The organism is Spirosoma validum, from assembly GCF_014699035.1.
Taxonomy (GTDB): domain Bacteria; phylum Bacteroidota; class Bacteroidia; order Cytophagales; family Spirosomataceae; genus Spirosoma; species Spirosoma validum.
In genome coordinates this window covers 1-14,577 of record NZ_JACXAA010000024.1, presented here as the reverse complement: position 1 = coordinate 14,577, position 14,577 = coordinate 1, and the positions used below count along the sequence as shown (strand labels likewise).

Sequence of the window (14,577 nt, the reverse complement as noted above, 5' to 3'; positions counted from 1 at the left end):
GTTCAGGAAATAGTCTTTATTGGCAGTGTCTTCAGGAATGTTGAATCGACTTCAGCACCGATTCCTGGTGTTTCGGGCAGGTCAATCTGATAGCCAGTATACGTAATGCCGCCATAGACAGGATCGTTGGCGTGTTCAAAACAAGCGTCTAAATCGTAAAAACGAACGTTTTGTCGGGCTGAGGCAAAATGAGCCTTTGCCGTCAGCGCCAGCCGCGACTCTGACATGCAGCCAATCATGCACGGAATTCCAGCCGCTTCAGCAATGGCGTTGATCTTAAGGGCGTCAAAGATCCCTCCGCTTTTGGAAAGTTTGATGTTGAAGTAATCAACTGCTTCTTCGCGTACGAGTCGGATAGCGTCGGTCGAGTCGAACAGACTTTCGTCGGCCATAATCGGGACAGTCGAACTTTGTCGAATCTGTCGTAGACCGGCAATGTCGTGACGTTTGATAGGCTGCTCGCAATATTGAACATTCCAACTGCCAATGGCCCGCAGAACCGCCGATGCCGTCACTACGTCCCAGCCCTGATTGGCGTCGGTGCGAATGGGCGTTGCATCACCGATGGCGTTACGTATCGCTGCCACGCGCTCAATATCACTGCGGAGATTCGTTCCCAGTTTTACTTTGATGGCTTCGGCTCCTTTTTCCTGGATACGTAGCGCATCGTCAACCATCCGCTCGGGTGTGTTGATGTAAATGGTTTCATCCGTTACAAGGGATCGTTTCGAGCCGCCCAGGAATTGGTATAGTGGCATTCGGGCGGATTTGGCGGCAATATCATACAAAGCCATATCGAAGGCCGAGCGCGTTGTCGGGTGACCGGGCAGGTAACGAATTAACGTAGTGAGACAACCTTCGATATCTAGTGGATCATGACCGATCAGCAGTCGGGCCATATCGTCCGCTGCTGCTAATCCCGATGCCTGCGTTTCGCCGACGATCATCCAGAACGGCGACCCTTCGCCCCAGCCCGTAATGCTTTCGTCAGTTTGAATCTCGACCAGTATATTTCGGGCGTTTTCGATCGTGCCGAGTGAAATGGCAATGGGCGCTTTAAGCGGAATATCGTATTGGTAAAGGTTAATCCGGGTAATTTTCATCGCACAACCGCAAAGGTCACAGAGGTTAACGCAAAGGTCGCAAAGTCTCATAGCGTTCTTTGCGCTATCCTCCGCGATTTTGCGGTTAAAATTATTGTGGAAACTGACTTTTATCTAATCCCGGAATAAGTCGCAACGCGTTTTTATAATACACTTTTTTCAGAACTCCGTCGGGTAGACCCATGCCATACATTCGCCAGAACGCGTGATATTTTTTGTGGTAAGGAAAATATTCGTCGTCGGTTTCCAGAACGCGGAAATACGTAGCGTATTCGGAAGGCACCCAACTATCTTTTCCGAACAGAATCCGGTCCTGGTATTTCTCAAAAAACGCCCGACTGGCTTTCGGCTGACGACCCAGTTCGGCGATGACGGCACCGATCTCGACGTTCATGTTCGGGAAAACCGTCATCAAACTGTCGAGTTTTTTCAGATCATTCGGATACCAGCCCATGTGCGCGGCAATAAATGCGGTTTTCGGATGCTTACGAAACACATTATGCTGCTCAGCAATGAGTTGCTCCCAGGGAACTGGATTATTGGCTGAGCGTTTCCGACCGGCATGGAGTTTGAGTTCGAGCCAGCGTTCGTTGTAGCGATCCATCGGGTCCCAGAACGATTTTGGGTCGGCGGTATGAATCAGAACAGGAACGCCTAACTCACCACACTTGGCCCAGATAGGATCTAAGCGGGGATCATCTACCCGAACCCGCGTACCTTTATCATCTTTAACACTGAACCCCAGATTTTTATAGATCTTTAAGCCTCTGGCTCCCTTCTTTACATCTTCTTCAAGGGTTTTCACTGCTTGGGCTGTCCAGCCGTTGCTGTTTACATCGCTAAAATTGAGATTCGTAAACAAGGCCAGTCGTTTAGGATTGGTTTTCTGAATGTTAGTGAGCGCATTGGTAAAAAACTTGCTGCTCTCAGCCTCGCTGTCACTGAATCCGCGTCCACTCAGGTTAATCATCAGGCCCATATTCAGACTATCCATTTGGGCGATTAGCTTGCGCAAATCCCCATTGTCCATCTGATACTGATGGTTATGCACATCAATGAAGGGATATTTAGACCGGGTCAATTTATGTTCCGGTACTTTTAAGGTCGAAACGGGATCGTATTCTTCAAAGCCCAGTGGCTCTGCGGGTTGATTCGATTTTGCAGACTGGCCACAGGCAACGGTTCCCATCAAGAGGAGGGCCGGGAGGTAAAGCAGATATTTCATAGACAGATTGTATTTGCAAACTAACTCCTAAAGATAAGCGCCACACAATGAGCGGCAATGCCTTCGCCCCGGCCCACAAAACCGATGTGCTCAGACGTAGTGGCTTTAATCGAAATATCGTCTTTGGGGATGGCCATTACATCTGCGAGGCAGGTTTTCATGGCTGGGATATGCGGGTTGAGTTTCGGCTCCTGCAACACCACCGTTACGTCAACATTCGAGATTTCGTACCCCGCGCCCCGCACCATACGTAGTACTTCGGCTAGCAGAAGTTTGCTATCGACACCTTTCCAGCGCGGGTCTTTGTCGGAAAAATGATAACCGATATTCCTCATGTTGGCCGCTCCCAGTAAGGCGTCGCATAGTACGTGGCAAACCACATCGGCATCCGAATGCCCAATCGGCCCGAACGTACTGGGAATCTGGATACCACCGAGCCAGAACGGCCGACCTTCTTCCAGCCGGTGAACATCGTAGCCTTGTCCTACGCGAATTTTCATAAAGCAAAACCATTTTGACGAAGACACGCTTCGACCTGACGAAGAAATTCAGCGGCTTTCTCAACCGCATCCTAGTCATCTTCTAAAGAAATATCGAAATCTATATGGACTAAGCTACCGATGTGTCGGCTCGCCGGTAATACAGGGTTGAACAATTCTCTTTTCGTAAGACTTGCCGGGCCATCGCCTGTACATCAGCGGGTGTAATGGCCTGTATTAGAGCTGCTTCTTCGTTAACTAAGTCAGGATTACCCGCATTGGCAGCATAGGCAAGGTTCATGGCACGATTCAGTAGTTCGACTTCTGAGAACGCCAGGGTGGCTTCGGCTTGGTTCTTTACTTTGGCTAATTCCTCGTCCGATACTACCTGATCAATAAATTCCTGCATAACGGATTCGACAGCCGCATCGGCTTCTTCCAGCGTAATGCCCTTATTAAGATTGCCCTGCACAACCAGCAAACCAGGATCAATGGAGGTCGTAATGTAAGCGTTAATGCTGCTGAACAATGGATTCTTACGTAGCAACTGCTGATAGAGACGCGAGGATTTACTCCGGCCAAGCATGTCGCTCAGGAGATCAGCGGTATGGAAACCGGCGTCAAATCGACCTGGCATATGATACGCTTTATAGAGTCCATCCAGCGGGACTTTCGCCGACGTTTCCAGTTTACGGGCCTCGGTTTGTACCGGTTCTACAGGCAGTTGACGAATGTAAGGCTCACCGGCCGGAATTGGGGCAAACCACTTGTCGCACAGTTGCTTTACCTGTTCAACCGTTACATTCCCTGCTACCACCAGGATAGCGTTGTTGGGTAAGTAATATTTGAAGAAAAACGATTTTACATCGTCCATCGTCGCTTCTTCAATGTGGCTAATGTCCTTCCCAATCGTTGCCCAGCGATACGGATGCTGTTTGTAAGCCAATGGACGTAATTTTAGCCAGACATCGCCATAGGGTTGATTCAAGTATCGTTGCTTGAACTCTTCAATCACTACTTTCTGCTGGACATCAAGCACTTGTGGGTCGAACGAAAGACTAAGCATTCGATCGGATTCGAGCCAGAAAGCCGTTTCCAGATTGGCGGCCGGAAGGGTAATGTAGTAATTGGTAATGTCAGGGCTGGTGAAAGCGTTATTTTCGCCCCCAACTTTTTGTAAGGGTTCGTCGTAGCTCGGAATGTTGCGTGACCCGCCAAACATCAAATGCTCAAACAAGTGAGCAAAACCCGTTTTGGCAGGATCTTCGTCGCGCGAACCGACATTATACAGAATATTGACGGCAACCATCGGGGTCGATTCGTCTTCGTGGACAAATACCCGCAAGCCATTATCTAAGACAAACTGTTCGTAATGAATCATAAGGAAAGGACTGCGTGTGTCCTTTATTCGTTAGTGCACACTGAACAAAAGTACGCTTCTGGCGGTATAGAATCAAACAACGTAACCTTAACACAGCATTGTCCATTCTGAAAAATACGGTACTCTTACTTATTGGCTTATGGTTGCCACTTATCGCCCCGGCGCAGGTTATGAACGATCCGGCTGCTCAGCAGATGGTTGTGAAAGCGCTGGACGATATTTATAATCTGGAATTCACGGAAGCGGATGCTCAGATTCGGCAGATTATGGCTCGTTATCCACAACACCCGGTTGGCTTCCTGTTACGGGCCACGCAACTGGATATACAAAATCTACCGCTGTCGGAAAATAAGACCGCTACGGCTCAATTCACACAGGCTGTCAATCAGGGAATGGAGCTATCGAAGCGGATGCTCGATAAAAACGAAGCTGATCCGGAGGCTGTGTTTTTTATGCTGACCTGTCACAGTTACATGGCCTCGCTCTATCACAATCAGAGTGAATCGCTCAAGGCAGTAGGGGAGTCAAAAAAAGCTTATAGCTACCTGCGCGACGGGTTTAAGCTGATGGATAAAAACCCAGATTTTTATTTCACCAGCGGTCTTTATAATTACTACGTTGAGCGCTACCCCATGGATCACCCCATTGTGCGTCCATTCATGTTTTTCTTCGCTGATGGCGACATTGCGCTGGGCCTTAAACAAATGGACGTAGCAACGCGTAAAGCCGTATTTATGCGGCCTGTTGCCAATTATTACTTATCCCATTTGCTGCTCAAGCACGAAATGAACCCGGCAAAGGCATCTGGCTACACGAAATATTTAGTCGAAAAATACCCAAACAATCCTCTGTTTGCTATGAGTTATGCCGAGGCTCTGTTACTCTCGGGCAAATACGCCGAGGCTCGGCCGCAGGTTCAGCGGCTTAAACAAATGCCGAATAAATTAGTCCCACTAGCTTACAACACCTTCTCGGGAATGCTGGCTGAGTTTGCGGATAAAGATGATAAGGAAGCCACTCAATTCTACGAGATTGCGTTAAAGCAACCAGCCAACGAAGGCTATACAAAAGAGTATCATGCCTTTGCCTATGCTGGTTTAGCCCGTGTGGCGGCTCGCGCCAACGACCGAAACAGTGCTAAAACATTGTATAAGAAAGCGCTTGCTGTAGGCGAATACAAATCGCTGATTCGGGAAGCAAAGGCGTATAAGTAAGACCAGAATTAATAATCAACTTCCAGATTAAGTACTTTCCGTAACTCATGCAGAACTGGGTTCTTCTCGGCCAGGTAGTTGAACTTGTCCTGCGAACTGTAAATCATTTTCTTGACTTCCTGCACGGTTACTTTGTGCTCCAACTGAATCTGGCTGTTCTGAAGTTCAGTACGTAAATAGCCTAGTAGATCGGGTTTTAGCTCAGTAAGAAAGCCGACCTGCAAGGTGTTATCGAGAGTCAGATGAATAGTAGTGCCTTCGAGTACCAATTCCCGGTTTAGCACGACCTGCTCCGACGTAATGTCATTCTGTTGACGACGTATCCGCGCGAACGTATTCCACACATCCTGTAAGTCGTCGAGAATAAATGGTTTATCGGGTCGGGTTGGGGTTTTCACCGTCACGGCGTCATCCGTCTCTGCAACAGCCTGAGCCGGGCCCGCTGTTAGCGAAATCGTTGAGCGCAGGCGGCTACTCGCCGGACGTGTTGGTGGAGCCATTTGCGGCTTTACCGGAGCAGCAACGGTGGCCGTTCCATTGGGCGTGCTCGTATGACCGTTCTGGTACGTTGTTTCTTTAGCTATCGTTCCGTTGACCGCTGCGCCGTTGGTTAGTGGTACGGCTGGTCGATAGCTATTGACCGGTTCGCTCGTAATGGGATGCTTCTCCGCTATTGGATTATCATCGGCTGAGTTGTCGGATTGGTCAGGCGAGGGCTGTGTATGGGTGGGGATGTTGTTTTTTTTTTCGGCCGCTGGCTCAGTTGGTCGCGCTTGTGAAAAACTCTCTCCGTTCCGTGCCCCGTTAACCGGTAGCTCAGGCAATGTATCCCAGTTAAGCAGATTGCGCAGATTCGCCAGCTTCATAAGCCATAGCTCCGTATGCAGCCGCTGATCTTTGGCCTGCTTGTAGTTCAGATCGCACTGACTCCCCGTACTTAGGGCCGATAGCAAAAACGACATAGGTGCCCGAACGGCCTGGTCGAGGTATTGCCGACGGACGTTTTCGGTCACTTGCAACAACTGTACGGTAGCGGCATCTTTACAGACCAGCAAATCGCGGAAGTGGCGGCATAACCCAACCACAAACTGATGTCCATCGAAGCCTTTGCGTAGAATTTCATCGACCGTCAGTAGACTTTGGGGCAAGTTGCCCGCCAGCAATAAATCGGTCAGTTTGAAATAATAATCATAGTCGAGGATGTGCAGGTTATCCAGCACCTCTTTGTAGCGAATGATTCGATCAGCCGCGAACGTAACGTTCAGATCGAACATCGACAGCGCATCGCGCAAACCGCCATCCGCTTTCTGGGCAATCAGGTCGAGAGCTTCGGTTTCGGCGGTGATGCCTTCTTTATCGGCAATCGTCGCCAAATGATTGGCAATGTGTTGTGGCTGAATCCGGTTGAAATCGAAAATCTGACAGCGAGACAGAATCGTTGGCAGAATCTTGTGTTTCTCGGTTGTAGCCAGAATGAAAATAGCGTAGGAGGGAGGCTCTTCCAGCGTTTTCAGGAACGCATTAAAAGCCGCCGACGAGAGCATATGCACCTCGTCAATGATGTAAATTTTGTATTTGCCCGACTGGGGTGGATACCGTACCTGATCAATCAAATTGCGGATGTCTTCAACGGAATTGTTCGAAGCGGCATCCAGTTCGTGAATATTAAACGACGCGTTTTGGTTGAAGCTCACACACGATTCGCATTGATCGCAGGCTTCCCCTTCGGGCGTCAGGTTTTGACAGTTAATGGTCTTGGCTAGAATACGGGCACAGGTCGTTTTGCCAACCCCGCGCGGACCGCAGAACAGAAACGCCGACGCTAAGTGATTGGTCTTGATTGCATTCTTGAGTGTGGTAGTAATATGCTCTTGCCCAACGACCGTATCGAAGGTAGCGGGGCGGTACTTGCGGGCCGAGACCACGAAATTTTCCATACTGCAAGTTAGCACGGTCGGGGCTGAAAGGCAAACCCAAAAAATGGGCTTTCCCCAAAACGCTTACAAATATTCTGTAAAATAGAACGTGAGCAGCTTTTCAAGAAAAGCTATTGAATCTGTTTATTATGTGGTACATTAGAGGTTGAAAATTGTATTATTGGTAGAAGAATATGTACTTCATCTTTGGAATTAGCTTATGCAGGCTAAGCCTTGTTTAGAATTAATCCGCCAACGTTTTATTACATTCTCTTTCTCTATTCTATATAGCTGGGGAGATTAATATCAGGATCTCTCACTGTGTTCAATGCATAAATTCTTTCCGCTATTTCTTTTTTTGCTTACTACCTGCCAGCGTAACGAGGCTAACCGATCACGTCCGCTTACGTTCTGGTGTTCGAACAATGCCGGGGAAATTGCGTTTGCGAAGGCGTTTACGGAAAGCTGGCAGAAACAGCGTCCTGATAAACCGTTACGGTATCAGCCCATTCCCGAAGGACAGTCGAGCGAGGAAATTATTCTGGCATCAGTCGTCGGAAAAACCACGCCCGACATTTACGCCAATATGTGGCAGGGCAGTGTGGAAATGTACGCCAAAGCGGGCGTACTGATTCCGTTAGACACGCTGAAAGGATTCCGGGAGTTTATTATGACGCGTTGCGATAGTGCCGTAATTCGGGAAATCACCTCGGCGGATGGGCATATTTATCAGGTGCCGTGGAAAGTGAATCCGATTATGCTGATGTGTAATACGCGTGCTGTCGATGGGTTGCAAAACGCCCGCCCGCCTTACACGTACGCAAGCTATCTGAATGCCGGACGGCAGTTTAAAGAGGATAAGGACGGCGACGGCTACGTAGATCAATGGCTGGGCTATACTGAAGTGAAAGCCATCTGGTACGAACGGCTGTTCAATTTCTACCCGCTTTATCTGGCGGCTTCCAACGGGGCTCCGCTCATTGCAAATAATCGTGGACGTCCATCCCGGGCCGCTTTTAATAACAAGTATGCTATCGAGGTATTTCGGTTTTTACAGAATTTGTACAAAAAAGAGTATTTCGCCAGAGAACGATTATCAGCTACCCGTAATCCGTTTCTGTCGCAACGTATTGCTACACAGTTTACTGGTCCCTGGACGGTTGAGTTTGTTGAGAAATTCAAAGACCCCGGTTTTGAATACAATACATATCCCATGCCCGTTCCCGACAATCATCAGGGGCCAACGTACACCTACGGCGATCCGAAAAATATTGTGATTTTCAATACCTGCCGTGATCCGCAAGCTGCCTGGGAGTTCGTGAGAACCCTCGTTGATAAACCCGGCGATCTGCAATTGATGGAATTAACGGGTCAGTTTCCCCGTCGAAGAAACGTCGATACTGATCCTTATTTTGCTTCCTTCTTAACCAAAAATCCACGACTACGCCCTTTTGCCCAGCAAACCCGCTACATCAAAGGTGTGGATAACTCGGAGGTAATTGTGGAAGTCTTTGATATTATCTCACAGGAATACGAAGCCTGTGTCATTTTTAATAAAAAAACACCCGAAGCGGCCATTGCCGATGCCGCGAAGGCGGTAGATGTTTTGCTGGAGGCTGAACGCGTAAAATGAAAAAGTGGACACCTTACCTGCTCGTTTCGCCCTACATCCTACATTTCTCGGTGTTTGTGGCGTTTCCGGTTGTGTTCTCGATTGTGCTGACATTCCATAACTGGAACATCATTGCACCGATGAAATACGTCGGTTTAGCGAACTACGAGCACTTGTTTAAAGACCGATTGTTCTGGCAGGCAGTCTGGAATACGGTACGTTTTCTGATTGTGCACATTCCTCTGCAAATTGGCGTAGCGATCCTACTGGCGGAGTTACTAAACCGGACTATACGGGGACTATCGTTTTTCAGGGCGGCTTTTTTTCTGCCGGTCATCGTTTCGGGTGTAGTGGTCACCATTTTGTGGCAGCAGCTATTGAGCTTCAATTCGGGTATTCTGAACCGGATGCTGATCGCACTGAGTCTGCCGCGAATACCCTGGCTCATCGATCCGGACGTAGCGATGTACTCCATTGCCGTTATGGCTACCTGGAAAAACGTCGGCCTTTATGTTATTCTGTTTCTGGTGGGGCTGCAATCCGTCCCGACGCAGTATTACGAAGCGGCTGATCTCGAAGGCGCTACCGACTGGCAGAAGTTCCGGTACATTACGTTGCCGATTATCAACCCAACCATTTTTACGGTTGTTGTTCTCTCAACCATTGGAGGCTTTTCACTCTTCGTCGAACCGTACATTATGACTGAAGGCGGCCCGATGAATAAGACGCTTTCGGCGGTCATGTATATTTACCGACAGGCCTTTCAATACTACCACATGGGGTATTCAGCCACGTTGGGTTTCTGTTTTGCCCTGATTATTTTGTTTGTGGTCGTGATCCAACGACGCTACGTTGAACAGGAAATAGAATGACAATTGAATGTTCCAAACCATTTTAAAATATACGCTTCTGATTCTGGCGGCTTTGTCGTTCATTTATCCGTTTATCTGGATGGTAAGTGCGTCGTTGTCGTCGGAGAGCGGACTAGGCGATTTAACGTTGTTGCCGGTGGACTTTACGTGGAACAACTACGTAACAGTATTCACCAAAATCCCCCTTGACCGGGCATTTCTGAACAGTGCGTTTGTGGCAGTCGTAACAACGAGTCTGGTTCTGGTATCGGGGGCGATGGTTGGCTATGCGCTGGCTCGGTTCAATTTCGTGGGACGGAATCTGATTTTCTACCTCATCATTTTCACGATGACCCTGCCGTTTCAGATCACGCTGATTCCGAATTACATCACAATGGTAAAATTGGGGTGGGTCGACACGTATCTGGCCCTGATAGTGCCATTTGCCCTGAATTCGCTTTCCATCCTGCTGTTTCGACAAGCGTTTCAAAGCTTACCCGATGCGTTGATCGAAGCGGCTCGGATGGATGGCGCGGGTGAGTTTCGGATTATTTTTCAGATACTGGTTCCGAATATTCTACCAACAGTACTAACCATCACGATCCTGACATTCATGGGGATATGGAATGAAGCACTGTGGCCATTGATTGTTATTCGCGATGAATCGACGATGACGATGCCGCAGTTGGTGACGCTCTTCTCGGTGGGAGGACGGGCTGAGGGGCAGTTGGGCGTTAAGATTGCCGCTGCTGTCATGCTGGCCATTCCGATTGTAATTTTATACCTGTTTTTTCAGAAACATTTTATCCGAAGCATGGCGTCTTCGGGCATGAAAGATTGATTTTTACCTAGCATCACGGTATCACGGACTTTAGTCCGTATACGTTTTCAGGCTAAGAAATACCGACTAAAGTCCGTGCTACCGAACTCCAATACGTTATGACTCGCCCCGCCTTGTTAAGGCTATTTGCATTGCAAATTCTCCTCGTTGCCTTTCTGTGCAGAGAAGATCAACTCGCTGCCCAGCCTAGACCAACGCGCTACGTCAATCTGGATCATTTGACCCACCTTTATCAGACGATGAAGCTGGCGACAACTAATACCGAAGTCGGAACCATTGCCATTTACAGCGAAGCACCAGACTATCACTTGGTGACGGATGCCGACGAAGGGTTCACCTGCATCGACGACGTAGCACGGGCGGCCCTTTTTCTTTTGCGCGAACCCGATCTGTCGACCAGCACAACAAAACAGGCAATGTTGCGAGCCACAACGGAATTTGTCCTGCAACTACAAGCCGACAATCAAGACGCTGGCGCGGGGTACTTTTATAACTTTCTCTGGCCCGACCGAACAATTAATAAGACCTTTAAGACCAGCGTAGCGCAGCCGAATTTCTGGTCATGGCGAGCCTTGTGGCTCTTAAGCGAAGCTTATCCGTATTACCAGAAAGCTGACGCTACGTTGGCGGGACGTATGCAAATGGCCATTCAGAAACTCGTTGCCAATATGGTACGTGATTTCGGCAGCAAACCCAGAGAATACAAGGTTATCAAAGGCATTCAGATTCCAAAATGGTTGCCTTTCGGTTCCGGTACCGATCAGGCGGCCATCCTGCTGCTCTGCCTGAACAACATCTATCAGCAAACGCCCAACGCCGACATTCTGAAACTAATAGAACAACTGGGTGAAGGAATTGTAGCGATGCAATATGGCGACTCGGGCAAGTTCCCCTATGGGGCTATTATGAGTTTTGAGAACAACTGGCATGCCTACGCCAGTGACCAGTCATACGCCCTATTACGTGTCGGGAAAGCCCTGCGCAAACCTACCTGGATTGTCGTCGCCCGGCGCGAGATTGACAATTTTTATCCCTATCTGATTCAGCAGGGTTTGCTGGAATCGTTTGAAGTAGAACAGTCGGGTGGGGACGTGAAACCGGTTAAAATCAGTCGGTTTTCGCAAATTGCGTACGGTATTCGGCCGATGGTTTGGGCCGCATTAGAAGCGTATGATCAAACGAAAGATGCTAAATATGCTGCGTTGGCTGGTCAACTCACAAACTGGTTTTTAGGAAAAAATGCGGCCAATACGTCGATGTATGATCGGAAATCGGGCCGGGGTTACGATGGTATTGGAGCAAACGGCCAGGTAAACCGTAATTCAGGGGCTGAATCCACGATTGAATCACTCTGGACATTTCAACGTATCGAGCAATATCCTGATGTTATGAAATTGTTAGACAAGTGAAGGCGGGTCTTTATGTGTGACGCAACGTAAACCACGTAACGATCATAGCCACCGCTGCCAAGCCACCAGCAAACAGCCCAATGGTCGGTGCCTGGACATAGCTCAATGCATGACCAGCCAGAAATGATCCGGCAATGTCGGATAGATTAATGAACGCCATATACGTTGTAAACTGCGAACCTTCGACGCCTTTTCGGCATAAGAGCATCAGCACGGGCATGGCCGCTATACTAATGCTGGGGTCCATGAAATACAGTGCTACTAACCCCACCTGCGCTACGTCCCGACGAATCCATAAAGAAGACAAGGCACTGAATGTGAGTAGATAGACGGCTACCAAACTCAGTACAATGACCAGCAGACGCCGGGGGCCAATTCGGTCAGCGATAAAACCACCGGTCAGCGCCACGATTGTCGCGACGATCATGCCATACGTGCCCGTAAGCAACGAAACCGACGTATCGGCCCAGCCGAGCTTTTGAATTAGATGGTAGTTGTAAGCCCGCAGAAAAAGGCTGATGCTGACATAAGCCGCAACCACAGACCCAAACAGGAACAGACTCCGTTTCGAAAATAAGCCTTTGAATAACTCAGTGAACAGCCACTGAAAACTAGGATCCGTCTGTTGAGTACGTTGAAGAGGTATTGGCCGATTTAGTGCGGTTTCTCGATGGTTGAATGACGGTAATAAGCGATCTTCTGGTCGTTCGCGTATAAAAAAGGTAAGTACGGTTAAGGTGAGTAAACAAAGCGACTGCGTAAGGGCGGCATTGAAGAATCCATAGTTACGTAGAAGTTGGGAAAACACGGCAGCACCGACGCCTGTACCAATCAGAAAGCCCGCCCGCATGAACGCATTGACACGTCCCCGCTCATTTTCGGGTATAGTTGAAATGGCCATCGCATCCACACTGGCATCCTGAATAGCCGCAAAAACACTGTGTCCAAAGAAAAACCAGGCTAGCGTAGCGACCTGTGTTAAGGGATTATGCACAAATAAAACACCCAGCGATGCCACAAATGCCAGAAGTTGAGCACCCACTACCCAGGGTTTTCGTCGACCCATCGCCGAATGCTGATAGCGGTCAATAAGTGGTCCCCAGACAAACTGAAACGCCCACGGTAAACCGACGATGGCGGTGAAGGAACCAATCGTCGCAGGGTTTACGCCTTCAGCCGTAAGGTAGTTGGTCAAGGCTGTCAAGGAGAATCCTGCTGGGATTCCCTGCATGACGTATAGATAAAAAAAGACACCGTACCGTAAGGGTCGACTACGACTAAGCGCCAGCGGATAAGACAATGAAGGTAAGGAGCTTAGCATACGTCGAATTAGTACGTCAACGAATCATTACAAGGTCGACCAGGATTATAGGACTCAATGATTAATAACTATGTTTTGACCACTGACGAACTATCCTAAAAAAAAACCGTTATGATATTGCAAGACCCGGATAAACTGTCTAACATTGTCCGCGTTTTCGCACAAAACCAATGGCAAAGCTCGTTTACCTACCGACTTTCTTCCATACTACGCCATTTCGGTTTAGGTCCGAAAGGACTATCCTCTTTTGTTTGCCTATGCGGTAGACGTTTTCACATTTTTTCTCGTTTTAGTATTCACAACAAACCAGCTCGGATTGCGCTGTCTCCGTTTTTGCGGCTTCACAACCGCCCAATAAACGACAATGGTCACCCCAGAAATAATTAAAAATCAATACATCATTCAGGTCGCCAATGAAAATCATCTGCGGTTGGCCGAAACTATCTGCCATGAAATGGAAGAGAGCGCGAAAGCCCGGGGAACCGGTATTGCCAAGCGTTCACCTATTTACGTGATGGAAAAAATGCTTGAAGGCAAAGCCATTGTTGCCACAACGCTGGCAGACGAGTGGGTTGGCTTCTGTTATATTGAGACCTGGGACCACGGTAAGTTCGTGGCAAACTCGGGTCTGATTGTTCATCCTGATTATCGGAAAAGCGGCATTGCCACGCACATTAAAGCCAAGGCGTTTGAACTGTCGCGGACGATGTTTCCAACGGCGAAGATTATCGGTATTACTACGAGTCTGGCCGTCATGAAAATCAATTCCGATCTGGGTTACCAACCCGTAACGCTCAGTGAACTGCCGGGTGATGAGGCCTTTTGGAAAGGTTGCCAGACCTGCACTAACTTCGATATTCTGACGCGTACAAATCGGAAACATTGCCTCTGCACGGGTATGCTGTACGATCCGGAAGAGCATAAAAAAGAGGAAAAAGACGAAAAGTGGAATTTCCTCAAAGAATCAAAACTGTACGAACGATGGATGCGTATTAAGAAACGTATTCTACTACGTATCAACCCGACCGACCGGTCGCGTTCCCGCAAACCTGAGCGGGAAATGGAACCAGCCTGACGATAAACTATAGAACGAATTGAAAAAGCCCGAAGGATTATCCTTCGGGCTTTTTTGTTTAAGATGAGCCGTCCTAAAATAGGTTGATACTATCTTCAGCTTACTTTATGGATAACCCAGTCAATCAACAAGTTAAACGCACTCAGCGGG

General features: G+C 48.5%; 12 protein-coding genes. 6 read left to right on the top strand and 6 right to left on the bottom strand.

From position 1 onward, the window contains the following. Nucleotides 1–2: 2 nt before the first annotated feature. The 4 genes from IC230_RS31905 to IC230_RS31890 form a co-directional block, all read right to left on the bottom strand. On the bottom strand, nt 3–1,103 hold the full coding sequence (locus tag IC230_RS31905; protein ID WP_191043142.1) for a mandelate racemase/muconate lactonizing enzyme family protein: 1,101 nt from the start codon (nt 1,101–1,103) through the stop codon (nt 3–5). A 91-nt stretch (nt 1,104–1,194) separates the two neighbouring features. Beyond that, on the bottom strand, nt 1,195–2,328 hold the full coding sequence (locus IC230_RS31900; RefSeq protein WP_191043141.1) for an amidohydrolase family protein: 1,134 nt from the start codon (nt 2,326–2,328) through the stop codon (nt 1,195–1,197). 20 nt (nt 2,329–2,348) lie between these two features. Continuing rightward, a complete protein-coding gene (gene ispF, locus IC230_RS31895) occupies nt 2,349–2,828 on the bottom strand; it encodes a 2-C-methyl-D-erythritol 2,4-cyclodiphosphate synthase (protein ID WP_191043140.1) in 480 nt (159 codons plus the stop codon). 109 nt (nt 2,829–2,937) lie between these two features. Then, nucleotides 2,938–4,188, bottom strand: a complete 1,251-nt coding sequence (locus IC230_RS31890; RefSeq protein WP_191043139.1) for a M16 family metallopeptidase — start codon at nt 4,186–4,188, stop codon at nt 2,938–2,940. A 98-nt stretch (nt 4,189–4,286) separates the two neighbouring features. Between IC230_RS31890 and IC230_RS31885 the strand changes: the two genes are divergently transcribed. Further along, entirely contained in the window at nt 4,287–5,402 is a 1,116-nt protein-coding gene (locus IC230_RS31885; protein ID WP_191043138.1) for a tetratricopeptide repeat protein, read from the top strand. 8 nt (nt 5,403–5,410) lie between these two features. On the opposite strand, the gene IC230_RS31880 is transcribed toward IC230_RS31885, so the two are convergent. Next, a complete protein-coding gene (locus tag IC230_RS31880) occupies nt 5,411–7,339 on the bottom strand; it encodes a DNA polymerase III subunit gamma/tau (protein ID WP_191043137.1) in 1,929 nt (642 codons plus the stop codon). Between the two features lie 307 nt (nt 7,340–7,646). On the opposite strand from IC230_RS31880, the gene IC230_RS31875 reads away from it, so the two are divergent. The 4 genes from IC230_RS31875 (at nt 7,647) to IC230_RS31860 (ending at nt 12,031) form a co-directional block, all read left to right on the top strand. After that, nucleotides 7,647–8,951 carry an extracellular solute-binding protein gene (locus IC230_RS31875; RefSeq protein ID WP_191043136.1) on the top strand — a complete coding sequence of 435 codons (1,305 nt, stop codon included), beginning with the start codon at nt 7,647–7,649 and terminating at the stop codon, nt 8,949–8,951. Next, nucleotides 8,948–9,802 (top strand): carbohydrate ABC transporter permease, encoded by an 855-nt coding sequence (locus IC230_RS31870; RefSeq protein WP_191043135.1) that lies wholly within the window; start codon nt 8,948–8,950, stop codon nt 9,800–9,802. The genes IC230_RS31875 and IC230_RS31870 overlap by 4 nt, the downstream gene beginning before the upstream one ends. Nucleotides 9,803–9,809: 7 nt before the next feature. Next, a complete protein-coding gene (locus tag IC230_RS31865; protein WP_191043134.1) occupies nt 9,810–10,622 on the top strand; it encodes a carbohydrate ABC transporter permease in 813 nt (270 codons plus the stop codon). A gap of 98 nt (nt 10,623–10,720) precedes the next feature. Further along, nucleotides 10,721–12,031, top strand: a complete 1,311-nt coding sequence (locus tag IC230_RS31860; RefSeq protein ID WP_191043133.1) for a hypothetical protein — start codon at nt 10,721–10,723, stop codon at nt 12,029–12,031. A gap of 10 nt (nt 12,032–12,041) precedes the next feature. Here the strand turns inward: IC230_RS31860 and IC230_RS31855 are convergent, their stop codons facing one another. Then, nucleotides 12,042–13,352, bottom strand: coding sequence for an MFS transporter (locus IC230_RS31855; RefSeq protein WP_191043132.1), 1,311 nt, complete (start codon nt 13,350–13,352; stop codon nt 12,042–12,044). Nucleotides 13,353–13,716: 364 nt separating this feature from the next. Here IC230_RS31855 and IC230_RS31850 point away from each other — a divergent pair, with 364 nt between their 5' ends. Then, nucleotides 13,717–14,427: a GNAT family N-acetyltransferase gene (locus IC230_RS31850; protein WP_191043131.1), complete on the top strand. Its 711-nt coding sequence runs from the start codon at nt 13,717–13,719 to the stop codon at nt 14,425–14,427. Nucleotides 14,428–14,577 lie beyond the last annotated feature (150 nt).

What these genes read in the sequence shown, in the direction of transcription:
- IC230_RS31850 (WP_191043131.1), top strand. Translation starts at nt 13,717, where the DNA reads ATGGTCACCCCAGAAATAATTAAAAATCAATACATCATTCAGGTCGCC.
- IC230_RS31870 (WP_191043135.1), top strand. Translation starts at nt 8,948, where the DNA reads ATGAAAAAGTGGACACCTTACCTGCTCGTTTCGCCCTACATCCTACAT.
- IC230_RS31890 (WP_191043139.1), bottom strand. Translation starts at nt 4,188, where the DNA reads ATGATTCATTACGAACAGTTTGTCTTAGATAATGGCTTGCGGGTATTT.
- IC230_RS31860 (WP_191043133.1), top strand. Translation starts at nt 10,721, where the DNA reads ATGACTCGCCCCGCCTTGTTAAGGCTATTTGCATTGCAAATTCTCCTC.
- IC230_RS31905 (WP_191043142.1), bottom strand. Translation starts at nt 1,103, where the DNA reads ATGAAAATTACCCGGATTAACCTTTACCAATACGATATTCCGCTTAAA.
- IC230_RS31855 (WP_191043132.1), bottom strand. Translation starts at nt 13,352, where the DNA reads ATGCTAAGCTCCTTACCTTCATTGTCTTATCCGCTGGCGCTTAGTCGT.
- IC230_RS31900 (WP_191043141.1), bottom strand. Translation starts at nt 2,328, where the DNA reads ATGAAATATCTGCTTTACCTCCCGGCCCTCCTCTTGATGGGAACCGTT.
- IC230_RS31880 (WP_191043137.1), bottom strand. Translation starts at nt 7,339, where the DNA reads ATGGAAAATTTCGTGGTCTCGGCCCGCAAGTACCGCCCCGCTACCTTC.
- IC230_RS31865 (WP_191043134.1), top strand. Translation starts at nt 9,810, where the DNA reads ATGTTCCAAACCATTTTAAAATATACGCTTCTGATTCTGGCGGCTTTG.
- ispF (WP_191043140.1), bottom strand. Translation starts at nt 2,828, where the DNA reads ATGAAAATTCGCGTAGGACAAGGCTACGATGTTCACCGGCTGGAAGAA.
- IC230_RS31875 (WP_191043136.1), top strand. Translation starts at nt 7,647, where the DNA reads ATGCATAAATTCTTTCCGCTATTTCTTTTTTTGCTTACTACCTGCCAG.